The sequence below is a fragment of the Pseudomonas sp. B21-035 genome (assembly GCF_024748945.1).
Classification (GTDB): domain Bacteria; phylum Pseudomonadota; class Gammaproteobacteria; order Pseudomonadales; family Pseudomonadaceae; genus Aquipseudomonas.
Map to the genome: position 1 here is coordinate 4,753,743 of NZ_CP087179.1, position 26,036 is coordinate 4,779,778.

Annotated in this window: 24 protein-coding genes; 15 read left to right on the forward strand and 9 right to left on the reverse strand. The window is 63.3% G+C overall.

All coding sequences use genetic code 11. The annotated features are described in order from the left end of the window. The first annotated feature begins 33 nt into the window (after positions 1-33). Together olsB and LOY22_RS21640 are read left to right on the forward strand one after the other, a co-directional pair. On the forward strand, positions 34-789 hold the full coding sequence (gene olsB / locus LOY22_RS21635) for an L-ornithine N(alpha)-acyltransferase (RefSeq protein ID WP_093379894.1): 756 nt from the start codon (positions 34-36) through the stop codon (positions 787-789). Then, positions 789-1,574, forward strand: a complete 786-nt coding sequence (locus LOY22_RS21640) for a 1-acyl-sn-glycerol-3-phosphate acyltransferase (protein ID WP_258594763.1) — start codon at positions 789-791, stop codon at positions 1,572-1,574. The genes olsB and LOY22_RS21640 overlap by 1 nt, the downstream gene beginning before the upstream one ends. Here the strand turns inward: LOY22_RS21640 and LOY22_RS21645 are convergent. Continuing rightward, positions 1,571-2,143, reverse strand: a complete 573-nt coding sequence (locus LOY22_RS21645; RefSeq protein WP_093379886.1) for an ACP phosphodiesterase — start codon at positions 2,141-2,143, stop codon at positions 1,571-1,573. The two genes, LOY22_RS21640 and LOY22_RS21645, sit on opposite strands and share 4 nt — an antisense overlap. A gap of 154 nt (positions 2,144-2,297) precedes the next feature. On the opposite strand from LOY22_RS21645, the gene LOY22_RS21650 reads away from it, so the two are divergent. Genes LOY22_RS21650 through LOY22_RS21660 form a run of 3 tightly spaced genes read left to right on the forward strand, consistent with a single transcriptional unit; the run spans position 2,298 to position 4,850 of the window. Continuing rightward, positions 2,298-2,600, forward strand: a complete 303-nt coding sequence (locus tag LOY22_RS21650) for a helix-turn-helix transcriptional regulator (protein WP_038998919.1) — start codon at positions 2,298-2,300, stop codon at positions 2,598-2,600. Positions 2,601-2,613: 13 nt separating this feature from the next. Next, positions 2,614-3,783: an MFS transporter gene (locus tag LOY22_RS21655; RefSeq protein ID WP_093379882.1), complete on the forward strand. Its 1,170-nt coding sequence runs from the start codon at positions 2,614-2,616 to the stop codon at positions 3,781-3,783. Between the two features lie 17 nt (positions 3,784-3,800). Then, positions 3,801-4,850, forward strand: a complete 1,050-nt coding sequence (locus tag LOY22_RS21660; RefSeq protein WP_093379878.1) for an alkene reductase — start codon at positions 3,801-3,803, stop codon at positions 4,848-4,850. Between the two features lie 21 nt (positions 4,851-4,871). Here the strand turns inward: LOY22_RS21660 and LOY22_RS21665 are convergent, their stop codons facing one another. From LOY22_RS21665 to LOY22_RS21675, 3 genes are all read right to left on the reverse strand, one after another. Continuing rightward, on the reverse strand, positions 4,872-5,714 hold the full coding sequence (locus LOY22_RS21665) for a hypothetical protein (protein ID WP_045197411.1): 843 nt from the start codon (positions 5,712-5,714) through the stop codon (positions 4,872-4,874). An 87-nt stretch (positions 5,715-5,801) separates the two neighbouring features. Next, positions 5,802-6,806 (reverse strand): NAD(P)-dependent oxidoreductase, encoded by a 1,005-nt coding sequence (locus tag LOY22_RS21670; protein WP_258594766.1) that lies wholly within the window; start codon positions 6,804-6,806, stop codon positions 5,802-5,804. A gap of 52 nt (positions 6,807-6,858) precedes the next feature. Further along, complete coding sequence (locus LOY22_RS21675; RefSeq protein ID WP_045197407.1) at positions 6,859-7,749, reverse strand: LysR family transcriptional regulator ArgP; 891 nt, start codon at positions 7,747-7,749, stop codon at positions 6,859-6,861. A gap of 122 nt (positions 7,750-7,871) precedes the next feature. Between LOY22_RS21675 and LOY22_RS21680 the strand changes: the two genes are divergently transcribed. The 9 genes from LOY22_RS21680 to LOY22_RS21720 all read left to right on the forward strand — a co-directional run bounded on the left by LOY22_RS21680 (position 7,872) and on the right by LOY22_RS21720 (position 21,303). Beyond that, positions 7,872-8,471: a LysE/ArgO family amino acid transporter gene (locus LOY22_RS21680; RefSeq protein ID WP_045197405.1), complete on the forward strand. Its 600-nt coding sequence runs from the start codon at positions 7,872-7,874 to the stop codon at positions 8,469-8,471. 189 nt (positions 8,472-8,660) lie between these two features. Beyond that, entirely contained in the window at positions 8,661-9,257 is a 597-nt protein-coding gene (locus LOY22_RS21685) for a superoxide dismutase (protein ID WP_045197403.1), read from the forward strand. Between the two features lie 314 nt (positions 9,258-9,571). Beyond that, positions 9,572-11,653 carry a putative bifunctional diguanylate cyclase/phosphodiesterase gene (locus LOY22_RS21690; RefSeq protein WP_404944436.1) on the forward strand — a complete coding sequence of 694 codons (2,082 nt, stop codon included), beginning with the start codon at positions 9,572-9,574 and terminating at the stop codon, positions 11,651-11,653. 149 nt (positions 11,654-11,802) lie between these two features. Next, positions 11,803-13,140 carry an imelysin family protein gene (locus LOY22_RS21695; protein WP_093387302.1) on the forward strand — a complete coding sequence of 446 codons (1,338 nt, stop codon included), beginning with the start codon at positions 11,803-11,805 and terminating at the stop codon, positions 13,138-13,140. Between the two features lie 220 nt (positions 13,141-13,360). Then, positions 13,361-14,788: a di-heme oxidoredictase family protein gene (locus LOY22_RS21700; RefSeq protein ID WP_093379867.1), complete on the forward strand. Its 1,428-nt coding sequence runs from the start codon at positions 13,361-13,363 to the stop codon at positions 14,786-14,788. A gap of 15 nt (positions 14,789-14,803) precedes the next feature. Then, entirely contained in the window at positions 14,804-15,868 is a 1,065-nt protein-coding gene (locus tag LOY22_RS21705) for an imelysin family protein (protein WP_045197396.1), read from the forward strand. A gap of 2 nt (positions 15,869-15,870) precedes the next feature. Then, complete coding sequence (locus LOY22_RS21710; RefSeq protein WP_045197394.1) at positions 15,871-16,968, forward strand: DUF1513 domain-containing protein; 1,098 nt, start codon at positions 15,871-15,873, stop codon at positions 16,966-16,968. A 125-nt stretch (positions 16,969-17,093) separates the two neighbouring features. Beyond that, entirely contained in the window at positions 17,094-18,242 is a 1,149-nt protein-coding gene (locus LOY22_RS21715; RefSeq protein WP_045197392.1) for an efflux RND transporter periplasmic adaptor subunit, read from the forward strand. Between the two features lie 13 nt (positions 18,243-18,255). Next, complete coding sequence (locus LOY22_RS21720) at positions 18,256-21,303, forward strand: multidrug efflux RND transporter permease subunit (protein WP_093379860.1); 3,048 nt, start codon at positions 18,256-18,258, stop codon at positions 21,301-21,303. Positions 21,304-21,356: 53 nt separating this feature from the next. Here LOY22_RS21720 and LOY22_RS21725 read toward each other — a convergent pair whose 3' ends face one another. From LOY22_RS21725 to colR, 5 genes are all read right to left on the reverse strand, one after another. Then, entirely contained in the window at positions 21,357-21,584 is a 228-nt protein-coding gene (locus LOY22_RS21725; RefSeq protein WP_045197388.1) for a hypothetical protein, read from the reverse strand. Continuing rightward, a complete protein-coding gene (locus LOY22_RS21730) occupies positions 21,584-22,294 on the reverse strand; it encodes a lipopolysaccharide kinase InaA family protein (protein WP_045197386.1) in 711 nt (236 codons plus the stop codon). Before LOY22_RS21730 ends, LOY22_RS21725 begins: the two co-directional genes overlap by 1 nt. A 7-nt stretch (positions 22,295-22,301) precedes the next feature. Continuing rightward, positions 22,302-22,982: a class I SAM-dependent methyltransferase gene (locus LOY22_RS21735; protein WP_045197385.1), complete on the reverse strand. Its 681-nt coding sequence runs from the start codon at positions 22,980-22,982 to the stop codon at positions 22,302-22,304. A gap of 137 nt (positions 22,983-23,119) precedes the next feature. After that, positions 23,120-24,415, reverse strand: coding sequence for a HAMP domain-containing sensor histidine kinase (locus LOY22_RS21740; protein WP_045197383.1), 1,296 nt, complete (start codon positions 24,413-24,415; stop codon positions 23,120-23,122). After that, positions 24,405-25,088: a two-component system response regulator ColR gene (colR, locus tag LOY22_RS21745; protein ID WP_045197381.1), complete on the reverse strand. Its 684-nt coding sequence runs from the start codon at positions 25,086-25,088 to the stop codon at positions 24,405-24,407. Before colR ends, LOY22_RS21740 begins: the two co-directional genes overlap by 11 nt. Before the next feature lie 188 nt (positions 25,089-25,276). Between colR and LOY22_RS21750 the strand changes: the two genes are divergently transcribed. Next, positions 25,277-26,005, forward strand: coding sequence for a phosphatase PAP2 family protein (locus LOY22_RS21750; RefSeq protein ID WP_093379853.1), 729 nt, complete (start codon positions 25,277-25,279; stop codon positions 26,003-26,005). The last annotated feature ends 31 nt before the right edge of the window (positions 26,006-26,036 follow it).

Sequence of the window (26,036 nt, forward strand, 5' to 3'; positions counted from 1 at the left end):
CGCAACCCCATGGCTGGCTTATGGAGACACGCAATGACTCGGATCGCTCGCTCTGGCGACAACAGCACTGAACGCCGTCTGCAAGCCGAACGCCTGGTCGGCCCGGCAGCCCTGCAGGAAGCCCAGGCCCTGAGGTTCAGCGTATTCAGCGGTGAATTCAAGGCCAAGCTCAAAGGCGCCGAACTGGGCCTGGACATGGATGACTACGACATTCATTGCCGCCACATCGGCGTGCGCGACTTGACCAGCGGGCGCCTGGTCGCCACCACCCGCCTGCTCGACCATCAGGCTGCCAGCAGCCTGGGGCGCTTCTACAGCGAAGAGGAATTCAGCCTGCACGGCCTCGGCCACCTGCAAGGGCCAATCCTCGAACTGGGGCGCACCTGCGTCGACCCGGCCTACCGCAACGGCGGCACCATCGCCGTGCTCTGGGCGGAACTCGCCGAAGTGCTCAACGAGGGCCGCTACAGCTACCTCATGGGTTGCGCCAGCATCCCCATGCAGGATGGCGGCGTGCAGGCCCATGCGATCATGCAACGCCTGCGCGAACGTTACCTGTGCACCGAGCACCTGCGCGCCGAACCGAAAAACCCGCTGCCAAGCCTGGCCCTGCCGGGTAACGTCATCGCCGAGATGCCGCCGCTGCTCAAGGCGTATATGCGCCTGGGGGCGAAGATCTGCGGCGAGCCGTGCTGGGACGAAGACTTCCAGGTCGCCGACGTGTTCATCCTGCTCAAGCGCGACGAGCTGTGCCCGCGCTATGCCCGGCACTTCAAGGCGGCGGTCTGATGCAGCGCCTGCGCGTCTATGGGCGCGTGGTCCGGGTGCTGCTGGTGGTGCTGTTCGGCCTGGCCATGGCCGCGCTGTTCACCCTCTACGAGCGCCTGCGCGTACCGGCCTCGACCGAGCGTCGGCAGCGCTGGTCGCAGCTGTTCATGGGCAGGCTGAGCAACGCCCTGCCGTTCAAGGTGCGGGTGGTGGGCCAGGTGCCGCAGCAACCGATGCTGTGGGTCAGCAACCATGTGTCCTGGACCGACATCCCGTTGCTGGGCATGCTTGCGCCGCTGTCGTTCCTGTCCAAGGCCGAAGTGCGCACCTGGCCGATTGCCGGCTGGCTGGCGCTCAAGGCCGGCACTCTATTTATCCGCCGCGGTGGTAACGACAGCCAGCTGCTGCGCCAGCAGATCAGCCAGCACCTGCAACAAGGCAGCGCATTGTTGATTTTCCCCGAAGGCACCACCACCGACGGGCGCAGCCTGCGCACCTTTCATGGGCGCCTGCTGGCCAGTGCCATCGATACACAAACCCCGTTGCAGCCGGTCGCCCTGCGCTACCTGCGCAACGGCCAGAGCGATGCGATCGCACCGTTTATCGGTAATGACGATTTGCTCTCGCACCTGTTCCGGCTGTTTGCCAATGATTGCGCCGAGGTCGAGATCCATCTGCTCGCGCCAATTGCCAGCGCCGGCGAAGAACGCGCCGCCCTGGCGTTCAAGGCGCAGCAGGTAATCCAGCAGGCACTGTTCGGCAGCGAACCGGTTGCCCATCCACAACGCCGGGCCAGGGCCGCCTAGGTATTGGCCCTGGCAAAGCGCTGAAGCTCTGGGTAGAAATTGCGAAAGTCATTCAGCAATGGCTGGTACAGCGCCGTCACCTCCTCTATCGCACCGTCCATGCCTTCGGGCCGTGACAGGCGCCGGGCAATGCCGCGAAACACTTGTTCGAGCACCGCGAATTCGCGGTAAGACCCCAGCCAGTCATCGGCGGCCATGTACGGCGCGATTTGCGCCAGGCGCCCGGGCAAGGCCGGCTCGGCGGCGAGGACCTGGTACACGCGGTCGGTGAACTGGCCCAATGGCTGCTCAGCGTAGTCCTGCCAGTGCAAGGCCAGGCAGTGGTCGAAAAACACATCGAGGATGATCCCGGCATAACGCCGCCGCTGCCGCGGAAAACGCGCCAGCGCCGCCAGCACCAGTGGATGGCTGTCGGTGTAGACGTCGATCTGCCGGTGCAAACGAATCGCCGCTTCCAGCGACGGGGCAAAGCGCCCCTGCAACGGCCCTTTGACGAAATCGCCATAGAGGCTGCCGAGCAATTGCTCGGGCTGCTGACCGCCGAGGTGAAGGTGTGCGAGGTAGTTCATGGACTGGGATTCTAGCACCCCGGCATCTATATCGTTATAACCCGATATAGCGATTTACGCTGAACTCAGAACCACATCATATTTGTATATCGCGAAATACCGATTTATATTTCGCCACATCGCGATATACCGCTACACAACCACGAGCCCAACCATGCCTCTCGATCTCGACGAAATAATAAAAGCCCTGGCCCACCCAGTACGGCGAGAAATCCTCAACTGGCTGAAGGACCCCGACGCGCAGTTCCCCGACCAGCACCACAGCACCGAACACGGTGTGTGTGCCGGGCAAATCGATCAACGCTGCGGCCTGTCGCAGTCGACCGTTTCTGCCCACCTGGCGACCCTGCAGCGCGCGGGCCTGATCAGCAGCCAGAAGATTGGCCAGTGGCATTTTTTCAAACGCAACGAGGAAACCATCCAGGCCTTCCTCCAGCAGATGAGCCAAGAGCTCTGACAAGGACCTTGCAATGCCCCTTTCGCTGATAATCCTGGCGCTCAGCGCCTTCGCCATCGGTACCACCGAGTTCGTCATCATGGGTCTGCTGCCCGACGTGGCGGCAGACCTGGGTGTGTCGATTCCCGGGGCCGGCTGGCTGGTCACCGGTTACGCCCTGGGCGTGGCCATCGGTGCGCCGTTCATGGCTCTGGCCACCTCGCGCCTGCCGCGTAAAGCGGCGCTGATTGCGCTGATGGGCGTGTTCATCGTCGGCAACCTGCTGTGTGCGGTGGCCAGCGACTACAACCTGCTGATGTTCGCCCGGGTGGTGACCGCCCTGTGCCACGGTGCCTTCTTCGGAATCGGCTCGGTGGTCGCGGCCAGCCTGGTGCCGGCCAACCGCCGCGCCTCGGCCGTGGCCTTGATGTTCACCGGCCTGACCCTGGCCAACGTGCTGGGTGTGCCGCTGGGCACCGCGCTGGGCCAGGAATACGGCTGGCGCTCGACTTTCTGGGCGGTAACCGTGATCGGCGTGATTGCCTTGATCGGCCTGATCCGCTTCCTGCCGTTTCGCCATGACGAAGAAAAACTCGACATGCGCGCCGAACTGGCTGCGCTCAAAGGCGCCGGCATCTGGCTGTCGCTGTCGATGACCGTACTGTTCTCAGCCTCGATGTTCGCCTTGTTCACCTATGTCGCGCCGCTGCTTGGCGACGTCACCGGCGTTTCGCCACGGGGCGTGACCTGGACCCTGCTGCTGATCGGCGTCGGCCTGACCCTGGGCAATATCGTCGGCGGCAAGCTGGCCGACAAGCGCCTGGGCGCCACCCTGGTCGGCGTGTTCGCCAGCATGGCGGTGGTCTCCACCGTGCTGAGCTGGACCAGCGTCGCGCTGATTCCGGCCGAAATCACCCTGTTCCTCTGGGCCACCGCCGCCTTTGCCGCCGTGCCTGCCCTGCAAGTCAACGTGGTGACCTTCGGCAAGGCCGCGCCGAACCTGGTCTCGACCCTGAACATCGGCGCCTTCAACCTGGGCAACGCCCTTGGCGCCTGGGTCGGCGGCACCGTCATCGCCCAGGGCCTGGGCCTGACCCGCGTGCCCCTGGCCGCCGCAGCGCTGGCGGTACTGGCGCTGATCGTCACCCTGATCACCTTCAGCCAGAGCGGCAAAAAAGCCGAACTGGCACCTGCCACTCACTGATAAGCCTTGAGGTATTTATGACGACGCTTTTTGATCCGATCACCCTCGGCGACCTCGTGCTGCCGAACCGCATCATCATGGCCCCACTGACCCGCTGCCGCGCCGATGAAGGCCGGGTGCCCAACGCACTGATGGCCGAGTACTACGTGCAGCGCGCCAGCGCCGGGCTGATTCTCAGCGAAGCGACCTCGGTGACGCCCATGGGCGTCGGCTACCCGGACACCCCGGGCATCTGGTCCAACGACCAGGTGCGCGGCTGGACCAACGTGACCAAGGCCGTGCATGGCGCCGGCGGGCGGATTTTCCTGCAGCTGTGGCACGTAGGGCGGATCTCTCACCCCAGCTACCTCAATGGTGAAACCCCGGTCGCGCCGAGCGCCATCCAGCCCAAAGGCCATGTCAGCCTGGTGCGTCCACTGGCCGATTACCCGACCCCGCGGGCACTGGAAACCGCAGAAATCGCCGACATTGTCGAGGCTTACCGTACCGGCGCCGAGAATGCCAAGGCGGCCGGTTTCGATGGCGTTGAAGTGCACGCGGCCAACGGCTACCTGATCGACCAGTTCCTGCAGAGCAGCACCAACCAGCGCGATGACCAGTACGGCGGTTCGCTGGAGAACCGTGCTCGGCTGTTGCTGGAAGTGACTGACGCGGTGAGCGAAGTCTGGGGTGCGCAACGGGTGGGTGTACACCTGGCACCGCGCGCCGACTCCCATGACATGGGCGACGCCAACCGCGCCGAGACTTTCACTTATGTGGCGCGCGAACTGGGCAAGCGCGGCATCGCCTTCATCTGCTCGCGGGAGAAGGAAGCCGACGACAGCATCGGCGCACTGATCAAAGAAGCCTTTGGCGGCCCGTATATCGTCAACGAGCGCTTCACCAAGGCCAGCGCCAACACAGCGCTGGCCAGCGGTAAAGCCGATGCGGTGGCCTTCGGCATTCCGTTCATTGCCAACCCGGACCTGCCGGCGCGGCTGGCGGCGGATGCGCCACTGAACGAAGCGCATCCGGAGACCTTCTATGGCAAGGGGCCAGTGGGTTACATCGATTATCCGCGGCTGTAGGTGCTGAACGCGATGAGGCCCTCAAGGCCGGGCGTTGATCTGCTGCTGCAGGTTCTGCACCTGGCTTTGCAGGGTATTGATATTGCGCGTCACCTGGCCACGAAACGCATCAAACTCCGCCGTCGAGGCACCGCTGCTGGCCGCCGGCGCCGGGCGGTTCTCCTGCTCGCTCTTGAGCACGATCAGGTCCTGCTCCAGGCGCTGAATCGCCGCTGAAGGGTTGCCCTGCTTCTTCAAGGCTGCCACATCAGCGTTCAGGCTCTTGAGCTCACCTTCAAGCTTGCCGCCATCCACCTGGGCCGTCTTCAATGCGGCCAGCTCCTCGTTCACACGCTTGAGCTGGGCCTGCAACTGCTCCTGCAATTTGGCATTGGCCGCTTGCTGTTCGCTGGCCTGCGCCAGCACTTGCTCCAGGCGTTTACCCAGGTCACCGGTCTGCCCGGCTACACCCTGCTGTTGCTTGCCCTGCTCGGTCAGGCTCGCCTGCAACTGCCTGATCTGCAGCTTCAGGGCTTCGCTGTCGGTGCTGACACTGCTCTCGCTGGCCGCCACCTTGCCGCTGATCGCCTGCAGGCGCCCCGCCGCTTCTTCACTGATGCGGGCAAAGCTCTCCTGGGTGGCAACCAGTTGCTGCTCCATCAGCGAAATCTGCTGAAAGCTCCACCAACCAAGGCCCGCCAGGGCAATGAACGAGGCGCCGAGCAACGCCCACAACGGGCCGCTGCTGGCCACCTTGGGCTGGGCATGCGCGGCCGCCGCACCGCCACGACGCACGCCGGCAACCGGGACAACATCATCGTCGTCACGGCTACCGGCACTCAAGGTCGGTACGTTATCGAAATCATCTGGGGCATTGTTACGCATGGGATCCCTTCAACCACGGTGATAGCAAATGGTCATTAGTATAAAGCCTGATCTGCGCACTGATCGACCGCAAAGCCGTGATCGGGTTCAGTGCTGGCCGGACGCAAGGTCCTGGGCTTTCCACCAGCCGCAGAACTCATCCAGTGCCGACCACAGGCTGACGCTGGGGCGGTAATCAAGAAACTGCCGGGCGCGGCTGATGTCGAGGGTGAAGTCCTTGCTCATCACCTGCATCCCCAAGCGTGACAGGGTCGGCTGCGGGCGGCCCGGCCAGAGCAGGCAGGCGCCTTCGTTCAAGGCTGCAAGGCTGTAGGCCAGGCCGTAGGAACGGTAGCGGGTGACTTGCGGCAGGTGCATTTGCCGCATCACATAATTGACCACATCCCACAGCGGCAAGGGATGACCGTTGCTGATGTTGTAGGCCTGGCCAAGCGCCGCGTTATCGGCGAGCAAGGCACTGATCAGCGCTTCGTTGAGGTTCTGCACGCTGGTGAAGTCGACCTTGTTCAGGCCATTGCCGATGATCGCCAGGCGCCGCTTGCGTTGCATCTGCAGCAAGCGCGGGAAGATGCTCACATCACCCGCGCCGGTGACAAAGCGCGGACGCAGGGCCAGCACTTCGAGGCCAAACTCCTGGGCGCCGAAGACCTTCTGTTCGGCCAGGTGCTTGGTGGCCCCGTAATGGTCATGAAAGCGCCGTGGCACCTGGTCTTCAGTAATGCCCAGCTGCGAGCGGCCATTGAAATAGATCGACGGCGAAGACAGGTGCACCAAGCGCCGTACATGCTCCTTCAGGCAAGCCTCGACAACGTTTTCAGTGACCACCACGTTGCCTTGGTAAAAGTCCTGGTAACGCCCCCAGTTGCCCACCGCACCGGCGCAATGCACCACCGCCTCGACGCCCTGGCACAGGCGTCGGGCCAGGTCCGGATCGCCAAGGTCACCCGGGATGAACTGCGCGCCGCGTCGCACCAGGTGCTCGACGCCTTCGGCGCGGCGGCCGTTGACCCGAACGTCAAAGCCCTGCTCCAGGGCAAAGCGCGCAAAGCGCCCGCCTGTGAAGCCGCTCGCGCCGGTGACCAGAATTTGCATGTAACACTCCGCCTAAAACAGGTTTTTCAGATACTGCTGACGCCGCCAATGCCTACAAGGGCACCAGCCACTGCCCGGCCGTCAGGCGCAGGTGATCCGTCAGTTGGCCGAGCAACTGCCCGCCATTGCGCCAATGATGCCAGTACAAGGGCACGTCGATGGGTTTATCCGCGGATATTTCTACCAGGCGCCCGCTGGCCAGCTGATCGCGCACCTGCAGTTCCGGCACCAGGCCCCAGCCCAGGCCCGCTTCGGTCATGCGCAAGAAGCCTTCGGATGACGGGCACAGGTGATGGAGGAAACCGTCCTGAATACCTAACGAGGCCAGGTAACGGTGCTGAAGAAAGTCATCCGGCCCGAACACCAGCGCCGGCGTGCGCGACAGCCGCGCGGCAGCGAAACCGGCTGGAAAGTAGCGGGCCATGAACGCCGGGCTGGCCAGCGCCCGGTAGCGCATGGCGCCGAGCAACAGGCTGCGTGCGCCGGCCACCGGCCGCTCGCTGCCGCACAGGCAGGCTGCCACTTCGCCGGCACGCATGCGTTTGAGGCCGACTTCCTGGTCTTCGACCACCAGGTCGAGCAACACCTGCTGATCGGCACAGAATTCGCCCACAGCGCCTGCCCACCAGGTCGCCAGGCTGTCGGCATTGAGGGCGATGCGCAGGCGCTCGGGCATGCCCTCTGCATCCAGCGCTGGCACCTGGCTCTGCAGATCGCGCTCAAGCAGGCGCACCTGTTGCACATGGTTGAGCAGGCGCCGGCCGACATCGGTGGGGCTCGGCGGATTGGCGCGCACCAGCACCGGCTGGCCAACGCGCGCCTCGAGCAACTTGATGCGCTGGGAAATCGCCGACTGCGACAAGCCCAGCACCTGGGCGGCGCGCTCGAAACCGGCCTGTTCAATCACGGCGGCGAGGGCAGACAGCAGTTTGTAATCGAACATTATTTTTCCTAATGCCAGATCAGCTTTATTTGTTTTTCTTATACAGAGGAAATCCCCACAATGGCCAGCATCTTCTTTGTATTTGCGCCCGCGCCCTGCGGGTGTCTTGTGGAGTTCCCCTTATGTGGCAAAGCTACCTGAACGGCCTGTTGGTCGCCTTCGGCCTGATCATGGCGATCGGCACGCAAAACGCCTTTGTCCTGGCACAGAGCCTGCGCCGCGAACATCACCTGCCGGTGGCGGCGCTGTGCGTGGTCTGCGATGCCATCCTGGTGGCCGCGGGCGTGTTTGGCCTGGCCACGGTGCTGGCGCAAAACCCGACCCTGCTGGCGGTGGCGCGCTGGGGTGGCGCGGTGTTTCTGATCTGGTACGGCGCCAAGGCGCTGCTGCGCGCCTGCTCGCAACAAAGCCTGCAACAGGGCGAAGGCCAGGGCTTGCGTTCGCGTCGGGCGGTGCTGCTCAGCGCCCTGGCGGTAACCCTGCTCAACCCCCATGTGTACCTCGACACGGTATTGCTGATCGGCTCGCTGGGCGCCCAGCAGACCGTGCCCGGTGCTTACGTGGCCGGCGCCGCCAGCGCCTCGCTGCTGTGGTTTTTCACCCTCGCCCTGGGCGCCGCCTGGCTGGCCCCGTGGCTGGCGCGCCCAGGCACCTGGCGGCTGCTCGACCTGATGGTGGCGGTGATGATGTTTGCCGTGGCGGCGCAGCTGATCTTTACCTGAGGCGCCGCTCGTCCGGCACCGGCAAAGGCTCTGGAACCTCTTTCCCGTACACTTGTTGCGTGGTTATGCACCGGGCCCGGTGCTATGATCCAGCCCTTGCGTCGCAAAGAGTACAAACTCGCCGACGCACACCGGCCGCCCGTGATCGGCCTTGCGCTCACCGCAACAGACCTGATTAGGAGAATCACCATGGCTTTTGAATTGCCGCCGCTGCCTTACGCCCACGACGCCCTGCAGCCGCACATTTCCAAGGAAACCCTGGAATACCACCACGACAAGCACCACAACACCTATGTCGTGAACCTGAACAACCTGGTGCCAGGCACCGAGTTCGAAGGCAAGACCCTGGAAGAGATCGTCAAGACTTCCTCGGGCGGTATCTTCAACAACGCCGCTCAGGTCTGGAACCACACCTTCTACTGGAACTGCCTGGCGCCAAACGCCGGCGGCCAACCAACCGGCGCCCTGGCTGAAGCCATCAACGCCGCGTTCGGTTCGTTCGACAAGTTCAAGGAAGAGTTCACCAAGACTTCGGTCGGCACCTTCGGTTCCGGTTGGGGCTGGCTGGTGAAAAAATCCGACGGTTCCCTGGCCCTGGCCAGCACCATCGGCGCCGGCAACCCGCTGACCAACGGCGACACCCCGCTGCTGACCTGCGACGTCTGGGAACACGCCTACTACATCGACTACCGTAACGTGCGTCCGAAGTACGTCGAGGCGTTCTGGAACCTGGTCAACTGGAAGTTCGTCGCCGAGCAGTTCGAAGGCAAAACCTTCACTGCCTGAGCCGGCTGCTGAGCAATACCTTGCACAAGGTATTGAGCGCGCGAAAAGCCCACCCTAGCGGTGGGCTTTTTTATGCGCGTCTGCGCTGCAACATTTTTCATCCTATTCAGGCGCCGTGCATCTTGCCGCGCACGCAGAGCACGCTAACATCAAACGTTGGGAAACTCGTTGCCACGGATTAAAGTCGCGAGGCCGGGCAACCGATACAGTGACGGCAGGCAGCCAACCTGCTCCTGGTGCAAAATGCACCGTCAAGGAGCTGGAGAAGTCCTGTTGACGGCCGATAGTGGATTGCCAAGTTTGATGGCAAAATGATGCCATGCGCATGGATTAAGGAAACCCCATTGAAGCTGGAACTCAAGAACAGCTTATCGGTCAAGTTGCTCAGGGTAGTACTGCTCTCGGCGTTGGTCGTCGGTGTAGTTCTCAGTTGTGCGCAGATCGTCTTTGATGCCTACAAGACCCGCCAGGCCGTCGCCAATGACGCCCAACGGATCCTCGACATGTTCCGCGACCCTTCGACCCAGGCGGTGTACAGCCTGGACAAGGAAATGGGCATGCAGGTCATGGAGGGCTTGTTCCAGGACGAGTCCGTGCGCATGGCCTCCATCGGCCATCCCAACGAGACCATGCTGGCGGAAAAATCCCGCCCGCTGCAGGAGGTTTCCAGCCGCTGGCTGACCGACCTGATTCTCGGCCAGGAGCGCAACTTCACCACCCAGCTGGTCGGCCGTGGCCCCTATAGCGAATATTACGGCGACCTGAGCATCACCCTCGACACCGCCTCCTACGGCGAGGGCTTCCTGGTCAGTTCAGTGATCATCTTCATTTCCGGCGTGCTGCGCGCCCTGGCCATGGGCCTGGTGCTGTACCTGGTCTATCACTGGATGCTGACCAAGCCGCTGTCGAAGATCATCGAGCACCTCACCCAGATCAACCCCGACCGTCCCAGCCAGCACCAGTTGCCGCTGATCAAGGGCCACGAAAAGAACGAGCTGGGCCTGTGGGTCAATACCGCCAACCAGTTGCTGGCCTCGATCGAGCGCAATACCCACCTGCGCCATGAAGCCGAGAACAGCCTGTTGCGCATGGCCCAGTACGACTTTCTCACCGGCCTGCCGAACCGCCAGCAACTGCAGCAGCAACTGGACAAGATCCTCGTCGACGCCGGGCGCCTGCAACGCCGGGTGGCGGTACTGTGCGTGGGCCTTGACGACTTCAAGGGCATCAACGAGCAGTTCAGCTACCAGGCCGGCGACCAGTTGCTGCTGGCCCTGGCCGACCGCCTGCGCGCCCACAGTGGCCGCCTCGGTGCCCTGGCCCGCCTGGGCGGCGACCAGTTCGCCCTGGTCCAGGCCGATATCGAGCAGCCCTACGAAGCGGCGGAGCTGGCCCAGAGCATTCTCGATGACCTCGAAGCACCGTTCGCCCTCGACCATCAGGAAATCCGCCTGCGCGCGACCATCGGCATCACCCTGTTCCCCGAAGACGGCGACAGCACCGAGAAGCTGCTGCAAAAGGCCGAGCAGACCATGACCCTGGCCAAGGCCCGCTCGCGCAACCGCTACCAGTTCTACATCGCCAGTGTCGACAGCGAGATGCGCCGGCGCCGCGAGCTGGAAAAAGACCTGCGCGAAGCGCTGCCGCGCAACCAGCTGTTCCTGGTCTACCAGCCACAGATCAGCTACCGCGACCATCGCGTGGTCGGTGTCGAGGCGCTGCTGCGCTGGCAGCATCCGGAACTGGGCATGGTCCCGCCGGACCAGTTCATCCCCCTGGCCGAGCAGAACGGCAACATCATCAGCATCGGCGAATGGGTGCTCGACCAGGCTTGCCGGCAACTACGCGACTGGCACGATCAGGGCTTCAGCGAACTGCGCATGGCGGTCAACCTGTCGACCGTGCAACTGCACCACAACGAGTTGCCGCGAGTGGTCAACAACCTGCTGCAGATCTACCGCCTGCCGCCGCGCAGCCTGGAGCTGGAAGTCACCGAGACCGGCCTGATGGAAGACATCAGCACCGCTGCCCAGCACCTGCTGAGCCTGCGCCGATCCGGGGCGCTGATTGCCATTGACGACTTCGGCACCGGCTACTCGTCGCTCAGCTACCTGAAGTCGCTGCCGCTGGACAAGATCAAGATCGACAAGAGCTTCGTCCAGGACCTGCTCGATGACGACGACGATGCCACCATCGTCCGCGCCATCATCCAGCTGGGCAAGAGCCTGGGCATGCAAGTCATTGCCGAAGGGGTCGAGACGGCGGAACAGGAAGCCTACATCATCGCCCAGGGTTGCCATGAAGGTCAGGGCTACCACTACAGCAAACCCTTGCCGGCCCGGGAGCTGACTGCGTTCCTCAAACAGGCCCAGCGCAACCAGGTTTCGATTCTCTAACCCCTGTACGCATTGCTCGAAGCGGTCAACCCACGCATTTGAATATTTACGTGACTGCCCCTTTACACAAAATGCAAATCTTTCGCATTATGTTGCAGTTTTGCGTGCCCCCGGTACGCCTGTCCAACCTCTCGACGCAGGAATTCGCCATGATTCGTATGCCTCTGGCCACCGCCAGTCTGTTGGCCATTGCCATCTCTCTCGCCGGTTGCGGCGACAGCAAGGACAAGGACAAAGCCGCCGCACCGCAAGCCCCGGCCACCACCTCGGCTACCGCCCCTGCTGCCGCTGGCGCCGTCGACGAGGCAGCGGCCAAGGCCGTGGTCAAGCATTACGCCGACATGGTCCACGCCGTCTACAGCGACTCGCTGAGCACCGCCAAGACCCTGCAAACCGCGATCGACGCCTTCCTTGCCAAGCCCAGCGACGAAACCCTGAACGCTGCCAAAGCCGCCTGGGTCGCTGCCCGTGTGCCATACCTGCAGAGCGAAGTGTTCCGCTTCGGCAACACCATCATCGACGACTGGGAAGGCCAGGTGAATGCCTGGCCGCTGGACGAAGGCCTGATCGACTATGTCGACAAGAGCTACGAGCATGCTCTGGGCAACCCTGGCGCGACCGCCAACATCATCGCCAATACCCAGGTTCAGGTCGGCGAAGACAAGGTTGACGTCAAGGACATCACCCCGGAGAAGCTCGCCAGCCTGAACGAGCTGGGCGGCTCCGAAGCCAACGTTGCCACCGGTTACCACGCCATCGAATTCCTGCTCTGGGGCCAGGACCTCAACGGCACCGGCCCGGGCGCCGGCGCCCGTCCTGCCTCCGACTACCTGGAAGGCCAGGGCGCTACCGGCGGCCACAACGAGCGCCGCCGTGCCTACCTCAAAGCCGTGACCCAACTGCTGGTCAACGACCTCGAGGAAATGGTCGGCAACTGGGCACCGAACGTTGCCACCAACTACCGTGCCACCCTCGAAGCCGAGCCAGTGGCCGACGGCCTGCGCAAGATGCTGTTCGGCATGGGCAGCCTGTCGCTGGGCGAACTGGCTGGCGAGCGCATGAAGGTTTCTCTGGAAGCCAATTCGCCTGAAGACGAGCAGGACTGCTTCAGCGACAACACCCACAACTCGCACTTCTATGACGCCAAGGGCATCCGCAACGTCTACCTGGGCGAGTACACCCGCACCGACGGCACCAAGCTGAGCGGCCCGAGCCTGTCGTCGCTGGTGGCCAAGATCGACGCCGCCACCGACACCACCCTCAAGGCCGACCTGCAAGCAACCGAAGCCAAGATCCAGGTGATGGTCGACCATGCCGCCAAAGGCGAGCACTACGACCAGCTGATCGCGGCCGACAACGCTGCCGGCAACCAGATCGTGCGTGACGCCATCGCCGCCCTGGTCAAGCAGACCGGTGCGATCGAACAGGCCGCAAGCAAACTGGGCATCGCCAACCTGGCACCGGACACCGCTGATCACGAGTTCTGATTCAGCGGCGGCTTGATAGAGGCGACCTTCGGGTCGCCTTCTTTATGCGCATCATCGCGGGTCAAGCCCGCTCCCACAGGATTGGTGCAGGCAGGTCCACTGGAGGAGCCGGCTTGCCCCGCGATAGATTTCATCGAGCAAACGCAAATCCCTCTTATTCAATTACCCCGAGCCTGCTAAGCTTGCACGCCGGTTTTTTGCCCAAGCCCCAGGATTATTGATGTCCTCGTTGCTTCCCCGTCTCAGCCCCCTGCTTCTGGTCGCCGTTCTGGCCGGTTGCGACGACGCCCCGCGATTCACCCAGGCCGAGCCCGGTGAAGCGCTGGCCGGTGGCAAGGCGACGGTGAACAAGCGCGACCAGAACGCCTATTCCATGCCTTCGGCCAACCTGCCGCCGAGCCGGCGCCTGGACTTCAGTGTCGGCAACAGCTTTTTCCGCAGCCCCTGGGTGATTGCCCCGTCGACCACCACCGCCCGCGACGGCCTGGGCCCGCTGTTCAATACCAATGCCTGCCAGAACTGCCACATCAAGGACGGCCGCGGCCACCCGCCCGGGCCCAACGCCGCCAACGCGGTGTCGATGCTGGTGCGCCTGTCGATCCCCGATCTGCCGCAGTACGCCAAGGTTATCGAGCAACTGGGCATCGTCCCGGAGCCGGTGTATGGCGGTCAGTTGCAGGACATGGCGGTGCCGGGTGTCGCCCCCGAAGGCAAGGTGCGGGTCGAGTACGATACGCAACAGGTCACCTTCAAGGACGGCACCCAGGTCGAGCTGCGCAAGCCGCGCCTGCAGATCACCCAGCTGGGCTACGGGCCGATGCACCCCGATACGCGCTTCTCGGCCCGGGTCGCCCCGCCGATGATCGGCCTGGGTCTGCTCGAGGCCATCCCCGAGGCGGCGCTGCTGGCTAATGCCGACCCCGACGACCGCAACGGCGATGGCATCCGCGGCCGCGCCAACCGGGTCTGGGACGATGCTCAGGGCAAGACCGTGGTCGGCCGCTTCGGCTGGAAGGCCGGGCAGCCGAACCTCAATCAGCAGAACGTCCATGCGTTTTCCGGTGACATGGGCCTGACCACCAGCCTGCGGCCAATGGACGACTGCACCCCGGCGCAGACCGACTGCCTCAACGCCGCCAACGGCAACGGTGCCAACGGCGAGCAGGAAGTCAGCGACAACATCCTGCGCCTGGTGCTGTTCTATACCCGCAACCTGGCAGTGCCGGTGCGCAAGGACGTCGATTCGCCCCAGGTGCTGGCCGGCAAGAACCTGTTCCACCAAGCCGGCTGCCAAGGCTGCCACACGCCACAGTTCACCACCGCCAGCGACGCCGCCGAGCCGGAGCTGGCCAACCAGCTGATCCGCCCCTACAGCGACCTGCTGCTGCATGACATGGGCCCGGGCCTGGCCGACAACCGCAGCGAGTTCGCCGCCAGCGGCCAGGACTGGCGCACCGCGCCGCTGTGGGGTATCGGCCTGAACGAGACCGTCAGCGGTCACACCCAGTTTCTTCACGATGGCCGCGCCCGCAACCTGCTCGAAGCTGTGCTCTGGCACGGTGGCGAAGCCGAAGCGGCCAAACAGTACGTCTTGAGCTTCAACGCCGGGCAACGCACCGCGTTGCTGGCTTTCCTGAATTCACTTTAAGCAAAGGAGCCGGGCATGTTCCGTCCCAAACTGTTGTTCACCAGCCTTGCCGCCCTCGCCCTCGGCGCCTGCTCGCCGCAAGACCCGCAAGCGGTGACCTCGGCGGCGATCGCCAAACAGGTAATCCTGCCGACCTACAGCCGCTGGGTCGAAGCCGACCGCCAGCTGGCCGTCAGCGCCCTGGCCTTCTGTGAAGGCAAGGCGGACCTGGCCACTGCCCGCGCCGATTTTCTCCATGCGCAAAAAGCCTGGGCCGAGTTGCAGCCCCTGTTGATCGGCCCGCTGGCCGAAGGCAACCGTGCCTGGCAGGTGCAGTTCTGGCCCGACAAGAAGAACCTGGTCGGCCGTCAGGTCGAGCAACTGGTCAACGGTGACAAGCCACTCGACGCCGAAACCCTGGGCAAATCCAGTGTCGTCGTGCGCGGCCTGTCGGCCTACGAGTACATCCTCTTCGACAGCAAACCGGATGCCGCCAACGCCGAACAGAAAGCCCGCTACTGCCCACTGCTGGTGGCCATCGGCGAGCACCAGAAGGCCCTGGCCGAGGAAATCCTCAAAGGCTGGAACAGCACCGACGGCATGCTCGCGCAGATGACCAAGTTCCCCAACCAGCGCTACGCCGATTCCCACGAGGCCATCGCCGACCTGCTGCGGGCCCAGGTTACCGCCCTGGATACCCTGAAGAAGAAACTCGGCGCGCCCATGGGCCGCCTGAGCAAGGGAATCCCGCAGCCGCTGCAGGCCGAGGCCTGGCGCAGCCACTCCTCGCTGAAAAGCCTGGAAGCCAGCCTCAATGCTGCCCAGACCGTCTGGGTCGGGGTCGACAACAAAGGCCTGCGCGGCCTGCTGGGCAAAGACCAGCAAGCCTTGGCGGACAAGATCGACGCTGCCTACGCCAACGCCTCCAAGCTGCTGGCCGGCAACCAGAAAACCCTCGGCGAGTTGCTCGACGACGAAGCCGGCCGCCAGCAGCTGAACACTATTTACGACAGCCTCAACGCCGTTCACCGCCTGCACGAAGGCGAGCTGGCCAAGGCGCTGGGCATCCAGCTGGGCTTCAACGCCAACGACGGTGACTGATCATGTTGCGACGCCAGGCTCTCAAACTCGGTAGCGTTGTGCTCAGCGCCCTCACCCTCGGCGGCTGGACCCTGTTTCGCAACAAGGCCGGCACGCCGCTGCTGCTCTCGGCGCGTGACGATGGCGACGGCAAGCACTACGCCGTCGGCTACCGCCTGGACGGCACCCAGGTGTTCGCCACCGAGGTGGGCCAGCGTTGCCATGACATCATCAACCATCCCGAACAGCCAATTGCCCTATTCGTCGCCCGCCGCCCCGGCACCGAGAGCTACCTGATCGACCTGCGCGATGGCCGCTTGCTGCAGACCATCACCTCGCAGCCGAACCGGCATTTCTACGGCCATGCGGTGATCCACAAGAGCGGCGAATGGCTCTACGCCACCGAGAACGACACCACCGACCCTGGCCGTGGCGTACTCGGTGTCTACCGTTTCGACGGCGAGCGCCTGAGCCATGCTGGCGAAATCTCGACCCACGGCATCGGCCCGCACCAGGTGTCGTGGATGCCCGATGGCGAAACCCTGGTGGTGGCCAACGGCGGCATTCGCACCGAGGCCGAAAGCCGGGTGGAGATGAACCTCGATGCCATGCAGCCGAGCCTGGTGCTGATGCAGCGCGACGGCACACTGCTGAGCAAAGAAGTGCTCAGCCAGCAGATGAACAGCGTGCGCCATTTGGCGATTGCCGCCGACGGCACCATCGTCGCCGGCCAGCAGTTCATGGGCGCCAGCCACGAGACTGCCGAGCTGCTGGCGATCAAGCGCCCGGGCCAGGCCTTTGAAGCCTTCCCGGTGCCCGAGCAGCAATTGCAGTCCATGGCCCACTACACCGCCAGCGTCGCCATTCACAACGAGCTGCGCCTGGTGGCCCTGACCGCGCCACGGGCCAACCGGCTGTTTATCTGGGACCTGGACAGCGCTCAGGTACGCCTTGACGCACCGATGCCCGATTGCGCCGGTGTCGGCGCGGTGGCCGACGGTTTTGTCGTGACCTCAGGCCAAGGCCGTTGCCGCCTGTACGATTGCCGCAAGCCCGAACTGATCGGCCAGCCCCTGCAATTGCCATCCGGGCTCTGGGACAACCACCTGCACCTGGCCTGAAAATAGCCGGGAACACAGGCTTCCCAGGCCCGGTCAACAGAGTAATATTCGGCTACATCGCACGTGGGCAGGATCGCCCGTCGTCGTGCCAAGCGAACAACAATTCGTCTCCAAGGAACTGGACTATGCTGCGCCGCCGCATGCTGATCATGTTGGGTGTTGTCTTGCTGCTCGTGCTGATCCTGGGGGGCTACAAGGCCTTTGCCATCTATCAGCAGATCCAGATGTTCTCGGCCCCCAAGCCGCCGATCAGCGTGGCGGCGACCGAGGCCAGCGAACGTGCCTGGCAGAACCGCCTGCCGGCCGTGGGCAGCCTCAAGGCGCTGCAAGGGGTCGACCTGAGCCTGGAGATCGCCGGCACGGTCAAGGCCCTGCAATTCGAGTCCGGGCAGAAAGTCAGCAAGGGCCAGTTGTTGTTGCAACTGGACAGCGATGTCGAAACCGCATTGCTGGGTACCGCCCTCGCCGACCTGGGCCTGGCCCAGGTCGACTACAACCGCGGCAGCCAACTGGTCGGCAGCCAGGCGATTTCCAAGGGTGAGTTCGATCGCTTGAGCGCCCAGTTCAAGCGCAACAAGGCAGTGGTCGATCAACTCAAGGCGGCGCTGGCAAAAAAGAGCATCAATGCGCCCTTCAGCGGCACCATCGGCATCCGCCAGGTGGACGTTGGCGACTACCTGGCCAGCGGCACGGTGATCGCCACCTTGCAAGACCTGAGCAGCCTCTACGTCGATTTCTTCGTCCCCGAGCAGTCGATTCCCAAGCTGAGCATTGGCCAGCAAGTGCTGGTCAGCGTCGCCGCCTACCCGCAAGAGCACTTCCCCGGCAGCATCAGCGCGATCAACCCCAAGGTCGAGGACAGCACCCGCAACGTGCAGGTCCGCGCCACCCTGGCCAACCCCGACGGCAAGCTGCTGCCCGGCATGTTCACCAGCCTGCAGGTTTTGCTGCCCGACCCGCAGCCACAGGTGGTGGTGCCGGAAAGCGCGGTGACCTACACCCTGTATGGCAACTCGGTGTATGTCGCCACGGCGAAAAAGCCTGAAGACGGCAAAGTGCCAGACAACGCCGACGCCCAGCCAACCCTGATTGCCGAACGCCGCTTCGTCGAGACCGGCGAGCGCCGCGATGGCCTGGTGATCATCAGCAAGGGGCTCAAGGCCGGCGAAACGGTAGTCACCGCCGGCCAGTTGAAACTCACCCAGGGCGCGCCGATCAGCATCAGCCCGGACAAAGCCCTGCAAGCCCCCGACAGCCCGCCGCGCAGCAACTGATCAAGGAACCGTCATGGCCTTTACCGATCCGTTCATCCGCCGCCCGGTGCTGGCCAGCGTGGTCAGCCTGCTGATCGTGCTGCTGGGCTTCCAGGCCTGGAGCAAGTTGCCGATCCGCCAATACCCGCAAATGGAAAACGCCCTGATCACGGTGACCACCGCCTACCCCGGGGCCAACGCCGAAACCATCCAGGGCTACATCACCCAGCCGCTGCAGCAAAGCCTGGCCAGCGCCGAAGGCATCGACTACATGACCTCGGTGAGCCGGCAGAACTTCTCGGTGATTTCGATCTATGCGCGCATCGGCTCGGACAGCGACCGGCTGTTCACCGAGTTGCTGGCCAAGGCCAACGAGGTCAAGAACAAGCTGCCCCAGGACGCCGAAGATCCGGTGCTGAGCAAGGAGGCCGCCGACGCCTCGGCGCTGATGTACGTAAGCTTCTACAGCAGCGAGTTGAGCAACCCGCAGATCACCGATTACCTGTCGCGGGTCATCCAGCCCAAGCTTGCGACCCTGCCGGGCATGGCCGAAGCCGAGATCCTCGGCAACCAGCTGTTCGCCATGCGCCTGTGGATCGACCCGGTCAAGCTCGCCGGCTACGGCCTGAGCGCCAACGACGTGACCCAGGCGGTGCGCGGCTACAACTTCCTTTCGGCGGCCGGCGAGCTCAAGGGCGAGTACATCGTCACCAGTATCAACGCCACCACCGAACTGAAGAGCGCCGAAGCCTTCGCCAATATCCCGCTCAAGACCAGTGGCGACAGCCGGGTGCTGCTCGGCGACGTGGCGCGGGTTGAAATGGGCGCCGAGAACTACGACACCGTGAGCTCCTTCGACGGCACGCCGTCGGTGTACATCGGCATCAAGGCCACCCCCGGGGCCAACCCGCTGGAAGTGATCAAGGAGGTGCGTAAGCTCATGCCCGAGCTTGAAAGCCAGCTACCGCCGAACCTGAAATCCTCGATCGCCTACGACGCCACGCTGTTCATCCAGGCCTCGATCGACGAAGTGGTCAAGACCCTGGTCGAAGCGGTGCTGATCGTCATCGTCGTGGTCTTCCTGTTCCTCGGCGCCTTGCGCTCGGTGCTGATCCCGGTCATTACCATCCCGCTGTCGATGATCGGCGTGCTGTTTTTCATGCAGTTGATGGGCTATTCGCTGAACTTGCTCACCTTGTTGGCCATGGTCCTGGCCATCGGCCTGGTGGTCGATGACGCTATCGTCGTGGTGGAAAACATCCACCGTCATATCGAAGAAGGTAAATCGCCCTACGACGCGGCCCTGGAAGGCGCTCGCGAAATTGCCATGCCGGTGGTGTCGATGACCATCACCCTGGCGGCGGTGTACGCCCCTATCGGCTTTCTGCAGGGGCTCACCGGCGCGCTGTTCAAGGAGTTCGCCCTGACCCTGGCCGGCGCCGTGGTGATTTCCGGGATCGTCGCCCTGACCCTGTCACCGATGATGTGCGCCCTGCTGTTGCGGCACGAGCAGAACCCCAGCGGCCTGGCCCACCGTCTGGATGTACTCTTCGAACGGCTCAAACTGCGCTACCAGAAAACCCTCCATGGCACCCTCAACACCCGGCCGGTGGTGCTGGTGTTCGCGCTGATCGTGCTGTGCCTGATTCCGGTGTTTCTGATGTTCACCAAGAACGAGCTGGCGCCCGATGAAGACCAGGGCATCATCTTCATGATGGCCACCGCCCCACAGCCAACCAACCTCGATTACCTGAACAGCTACACCGACGAGTTCATCAAGATCTTCAAGGACTTCCCCGAGTACTATTCGTCGTTCCAGATCAACGGCTTCAACGGCGTGCAATCGGGCATCGGCGGCTTTTTGCTCAAGCCGTGGAACGAACGCGAGCGCACCCAGATGCAGCTGCTGCCATTGGTACAGGCCAAGCTCGAAGGCATCAGCGGCCTGCAGATCTTCGGCTTCAACCTGCCCTCGCTACCGGGCACCGGTGAAGGCTTGCCGTTCGCCTTCGTGATCAACACCGCCAACGACTACGCCTCGTTGCTGGAGGTGGCCGAACGGGTCAAGGCGCGTGCCCAGGCGTCGGGCAAGTTCGCCTTCCTCGACATCGACCTGGCCTTCGACAAGCCCGAGGTGGTGGTCGATATCGACCGCGCCAAGGCGGCGCAGATGGGCGTGTCCATGGACGCCCTGGGCGGCACCCTGGCGACCCTGCTAGGCGAGGCGGAGATCAACCGCTTCACTATCGACGGGCGCAGCTACAAGGTCATTGCCCAGGTCGAGCGGCCCTACCGCGACAACCCCGACTGGCTGAACAACTACTACGTGAAGAACCAGCAGGGGCAGATGCTGGCGCTGTCGACCCTGATCAGCATCAGCGACCGCGCCCGCCCGCGTCAGCTCAACCAGTTCCAGCAACTGAACTCGGCGATCATCCAGGGCTTCCCGATGGTCAGCATGGGCGAGGCGCTGGATACCGTGCGCACGATTGCCCGTGAGGAAGCGCCGGAGGGCTACGGCTTTGACTATGGCGGCGCGGCGCGTCAGTTCGTTCAGGAAGGCAGCGCCCTGTGGGTAACCTTCGGCCTGGCGCTGGCGATCATCTTCCTGGTACTGGCGGCGCAATTCGAAAGCTTGCGCGACCCGCTGGTGATCCTGGTGACTGTGCCGCTGTCGATCTGCGGGGCGTTGATTCCCCTGTTCCTGGGGATCTCGAGCATGAACATCTATACCCAGGTGGGCCTGGTGACCCTGATCGGGCTGATCAGCAAGCACGGCATCCTGATCGTCGAGTTCGCCAACCAGTTGCGCCAGCAAAAAGGCCTGAGCGCCCGCGAAGCGGTGGAAGAAGCCGCAGCCATCCGCCTGCGCCCGGTGCTGATGACCACTGCGGCGATGGTATTTGGCATGGTGCCGCTGATCCTTGCCACCGGCGCCGGCGCGGTCAGCCGCTTCGACATCGGCACGGTGATCGCCACCGGCATGTCGGTGGGCACCTTGTTCACCCTGTTCGTGCTGCCGTGCATCTATACCTTGCTGGCCAAGGCCGATGCGCCGCAAGCCGCCACGCAAACGGTATGAAATGCAAAGGCCTCGTCGATGACGAGGCCTTTGCCCGAACGCCTTGCAAGGTTTCAGCCGCTGGCGCGTACGCCCTGGCTCAACCCGAACAGCAACAACAGCAGATCGTGATCGGGTTTGGCATCGACCTGGGGCTTGACCACCCGGGGCAACGGACATTGCGCACCGGCGTCGACCTTGCTGACTATTTGCGGGCGTGGCTCTTCCCACGCGGCCACGGCGACAGTTGCCACGCCCAGCGCCATCAGCAGGAACACACCTCGAGCTATTTCTAGTTTCATTACTCTAAACCTTTGACAGCGCTGCCAAACGCCATCTGGTAAAAATAGAGCAGTTTTTGCCACTCTGCGTCAGTGAAAGACGAATGGCGGCGCAATTGTTTAAGGTCATTGGCGGCAGCGCGCTGGCAACTGATGCGCCGGCGGCATTTTTCCAGGTCCAGCAATGCCACCTCGGCCCTGGCTTCGGCGCCCTCGCCGACGACCTTGACGAACACGTGCTTGCCATACAGGCAACCATGCTGCCAGTGACCACGGTGCATACGCACCAGGTTCTGCGCCAGGTCCAGCAGGACCCGCTCGTGCAATGCCGGGTGATAGCGCTCACGGGCGCCAGCAGCGAACCAGCTGTCGATGTCCTCGAAACCTTCCAGCGCCTCGCTGACCAGCAACGCGCGCCACTGGTGCTCGGCATCGCGCTCGACGCCGCAATAGACGATATGCGGCACCCGCACGCCAAGCTGCTCGAAACTGTTCAGGGCCTCGTACTCACGGAGCACGGTGGGCCGGCCGAAGGGGTGCAAAAGGCTGCGGTAGATATGGCCGATCTGACGCTTGGCATAGAACGTATGGCCCGTGTCGTCGCTCAGGCGTTGTACACCACTCTCGCCGCCGCGACGCTGATTGGGCTCCTCGACCCATTCACCCTGCTGCTGCCAGAAATGATCGAACTGATCCTTGTTCGTCGTTGCTGCTGTGCGCTCAAACCCCATGCCCCGCTCACCCCTTACGCAATAGATAGACTCGCCACATGGCATAGAACGGCAAGAAGTCCAATCGTTCCTGAATGCGGAACCCTGCGGCTTCGAATTCTTCTTCAACCGTAGCAGCTGGTAACACAAAACGATTCTGGTAACTGCCCTGCCCGCTTTCGGCGTAACGCCGTTGCTCGAGCTTTTTGCGCCGCCAGGCTTTGAAGTTGCCATCCACCCACAGCGAAACGATCACGCTGTCGCGGGTAACTCGTTGAAATTCCGAGAGTAATGTCTTGCGATGGGCGGCTTCACCGATGTGATGCATCAGCCGCATGCAAAAAATACTGTCGACCGAGTTATCCGGTAAATCGATGGCGAAGGCAGATGTCTGCAAGGTACGTACCCGTTCCACCACATGGGCCGGCTGCGAGGCGCGTGCAGTTTCGAGCATGGCTTCGGAGTTGTCGGCGCCGATGATCACCCGGTTGGGTTTTTCTGCCAGCAACGGCCAGAAACGCCCGGCGCCGCACGGCAGGTCGAGGACCAGCCCGGGCTCGCCAGCCAGCGCCAGGGCGCGACGGGCCAGTTGCTCGTCACGCTGGTGGGACATCCGCCGCGCCAGGCCATCCTGGTGCTTGAGGAAGTATTCCTGGGCGTGCTGCTGGTCGTACTTTTCCGAAAACTCGAGTTTGATAGGGCTACGCATTGTGCATCTCCTGACTCCAATGCACTCACCTTAGGCAGGCAAGCGTTGGCGTCAGGTCATGCTGGTGTGAAAAATTTGTTAGTTTTCACGGTAAAGGTTTCAACAAATTACAAACTTTCACACCGGCCAATGCCCTGTTACCCCTCGAGCGGCCGCTCGGGTGCCAGGCTCAGGTCGACATGGAAGCGGCAGCCATGGGGCACCATAGCGCTAAGGCTGACCGACCAGCCCTGATCGTCACAGATCCGCTGCACCAGCGACAAACCCAGGCCCAGGCCTTCGCCACGCCGTTCGTCGCCGCGCACGAACGGCCGGAACATGGCTTCGCGCTGCTCTTCGGGAATCCCCACGCCACTGTCCTCGACCAGAAACCCGGCAGGCTCCAGGGTCAGGCGGATAAAGCCTTGGTCGGTGTAGTGCGCGGCGTTGCGCAGCAGGTTGCCCATCACCGCCTGCAGAAAGGTGGCGTTGTACAAGGTCGAGGTTGCGGCCTTGGGGTCGTACAGCAAGGTCAGGCCTTTCTGCTCGATGGTGTCGCGCCAGACGCCAATCAGGTCATCGGCGACTTCCTTCATGGTTGCCTGCGAGGCCACTGCGCCTTCGTCGCGCTGGGCACGGGCAAGCATCAGGAAGGTTTTCACCAGTTCCTGCATCTCTTCAGTGGCGCGGGCGATACGTTCGACCTGGGAGCGCGCCCGGGGCTCCATGTTGGGGTTGACCAGCAACAGCTCGCAGGAGCTGGCCAGCACCATCAGCGGCGTGCGCAGCTCGTGGCTGACGTCGCTGGTAAACAGGCGTTCACGGGTCAGAGCATCGCGCAGACGCCCAAGGGTGTCGTCGAAGGCCACCGCCAGCTGGCCGACTTCATCCGCGGCGTAATCTGGTGCCAAAGGTGGTGCCAGGCCGAGCAACTGGTCGCGGTGACGAACCTGGCGCGCCAGGCGGATCACCGGCGCCATAACCCGGCGGGCCAGAACCCAGCCGAGGAACACTGCCAGCGCCAGGCTCAACACGAAGCCGACCACCACGACGGCGAACAGCACCCGCTCGCGTTCTTCGAAATCGCTCTGGTCCTGGAGCAGGACATAGCGCCGGCCATCAACGATTTCGACCATCGCGTGGTAGGACAAGTCTTCGCGAAACACTTCGTGAAAGCCTCGTTCGAGATGGCGCAAATCCTTGGGCAGTTCGAATTCGTCGCGCCCGCCGCTGAAATAGAACAGTTGGTCCGGCCGTGGCCGGTGGCTCCAGTCGCCGACGCTGTCCATGCGCAGCAAGCGCTGCAGATCGCCGCCCAGTACCGCGGAAATCAGCCGCTCTTCGACCAGGTGCACGGTGGCAACAATGCCAAAGGCAAACGCCCCGGCCACCAGTGCGCTCATCAGGGCAAAAGCAATGATGATGCGCTGGGCAAGGCTCTGTCTAAACTCCATCACGGCCCTCGGCCAGACGATAGCCGACGCCGTGGACGGTATGCAGCAGGGGTTTTTCGAAGGGTTTGTCGATCACCTGGCGCAACTGGTGAACATGGCTGCGCAGGCTGTCGCTGTCCGGGCAGTCATCGCCCCACAGCGCCTCTTCGAGCACTTCGCGGCGCAGTACGTGCGGGCTCTTCTGCATCAGCACAGCCAGCAGCTTGAGGCCCACCGGGTTGAGTTTGAGCAGCTTGCCTTCGCGGGTCACTTCCAGGGTGTCCAGGTCGTAGATCAGGTCGCTGATCTGCAGGGTCCGGCGACCGCCGCCCTGGGCCCGGCGCAGTACTGCCTCGATGCGCGCGGCCAGCTCCGACAGCGCAAACGGCTTGAGCAGGTAATCGTCAGCGCCAGAACGAAAACCCTGCAAGCGGTCATCGAGCTGGTCTCGGGCGGTGAGCATGATCACCGGGGTATCACGCCGGGCATCTTCGCGCAGACGCTTGCACAGGGTGTAGCCGTCGATGCCGGGCAGCATGATGTCGAGCACGATCAGGTCGTAGTGCTCGGTAGCGGCCAGGTGCAGGCCGGACAGGCCATCCTGGGCACAATCCACCGTGTAGCCCTTCAGGCCCAGGTAGTCGGCCAGGTTGGCCAGGATATCGCGGTTGTCTTCAACCAGTAGAATTCGCATTGGGGTGTCTCCGGTCCGACGCTTTTGCCTGCTTGGCAGGCGCAGCTTAAGGCCATCAGCGCCGCCAGGCTAGGTCGGCGCGACTTTATTGCAGGTTAACGTTTTTTTCACCGAGCCTTCACGGACAGGTGATGGCGGCTGCCCGAGAATTGCCGGTCGGACTCCCCTTTGACCTGCCTGGACTTGCCATGTCACTACCCGCCTACTCCCGTCCGCTGAATTTCTGGATCGCCCTGGGCATTCCCGCCATTACCGCAATCATATTGATCCTGCTGGAACTGACCTCGCTGGACATGGACCTGGCCAAGATGGCGTTCGATCCGGTAGCCGGGCAGTTCATCGGCCGGCACAGCTATTTTCTCGAAGATATCCTGCACGACCGGGCCAAACAGGCGGTAATCGCCCTCGGTTTGCTGGCGATTGTCGCCTTCGCCGTGAGTTTCTTCTGGTCGCGGCTGTTCAGCTGGCGGCGGGAACTGGGTTGCCTGGTGCTGGCCATGGGTTTGTCGACCAGCTTTGTCACCCCGGTCAAGGCAGTAACTGCGGTGCAGTGCCCGTGGAGCCTGAGCGAGTTTGGTGGCAAGGAAACCTACAGCGAGCTGCTCAGCCCGCGCCCGGCTACCGACAAGCCCGGACGCTGCTGGCCAGGCGGCCATGCGGCAACCGGTTTTACCCTGTTTGCACTGTTTTTTGTTTTGCGTGATCGGCGCCCGCGCCTGGCCAGGGCCGCGCTGGTATTCGCCTTTGGCCTGGGTACGCTGTTTTCGGTGGGGCGCATGCTGCAGGGCGCGCACTTCTTTTCGCACAACGTATGGACGGCGGTGTTTTGCTGGCTGATCAGCCTTGGCTGTTACTACTGGGTGCTGTACCGCCGGCCGGTTGAGGTCAAGCAGGACGCGCTGGTTGCTGCAAAGTAAAAACGCAGGCATAAAAAAGCCCCGCACAAGG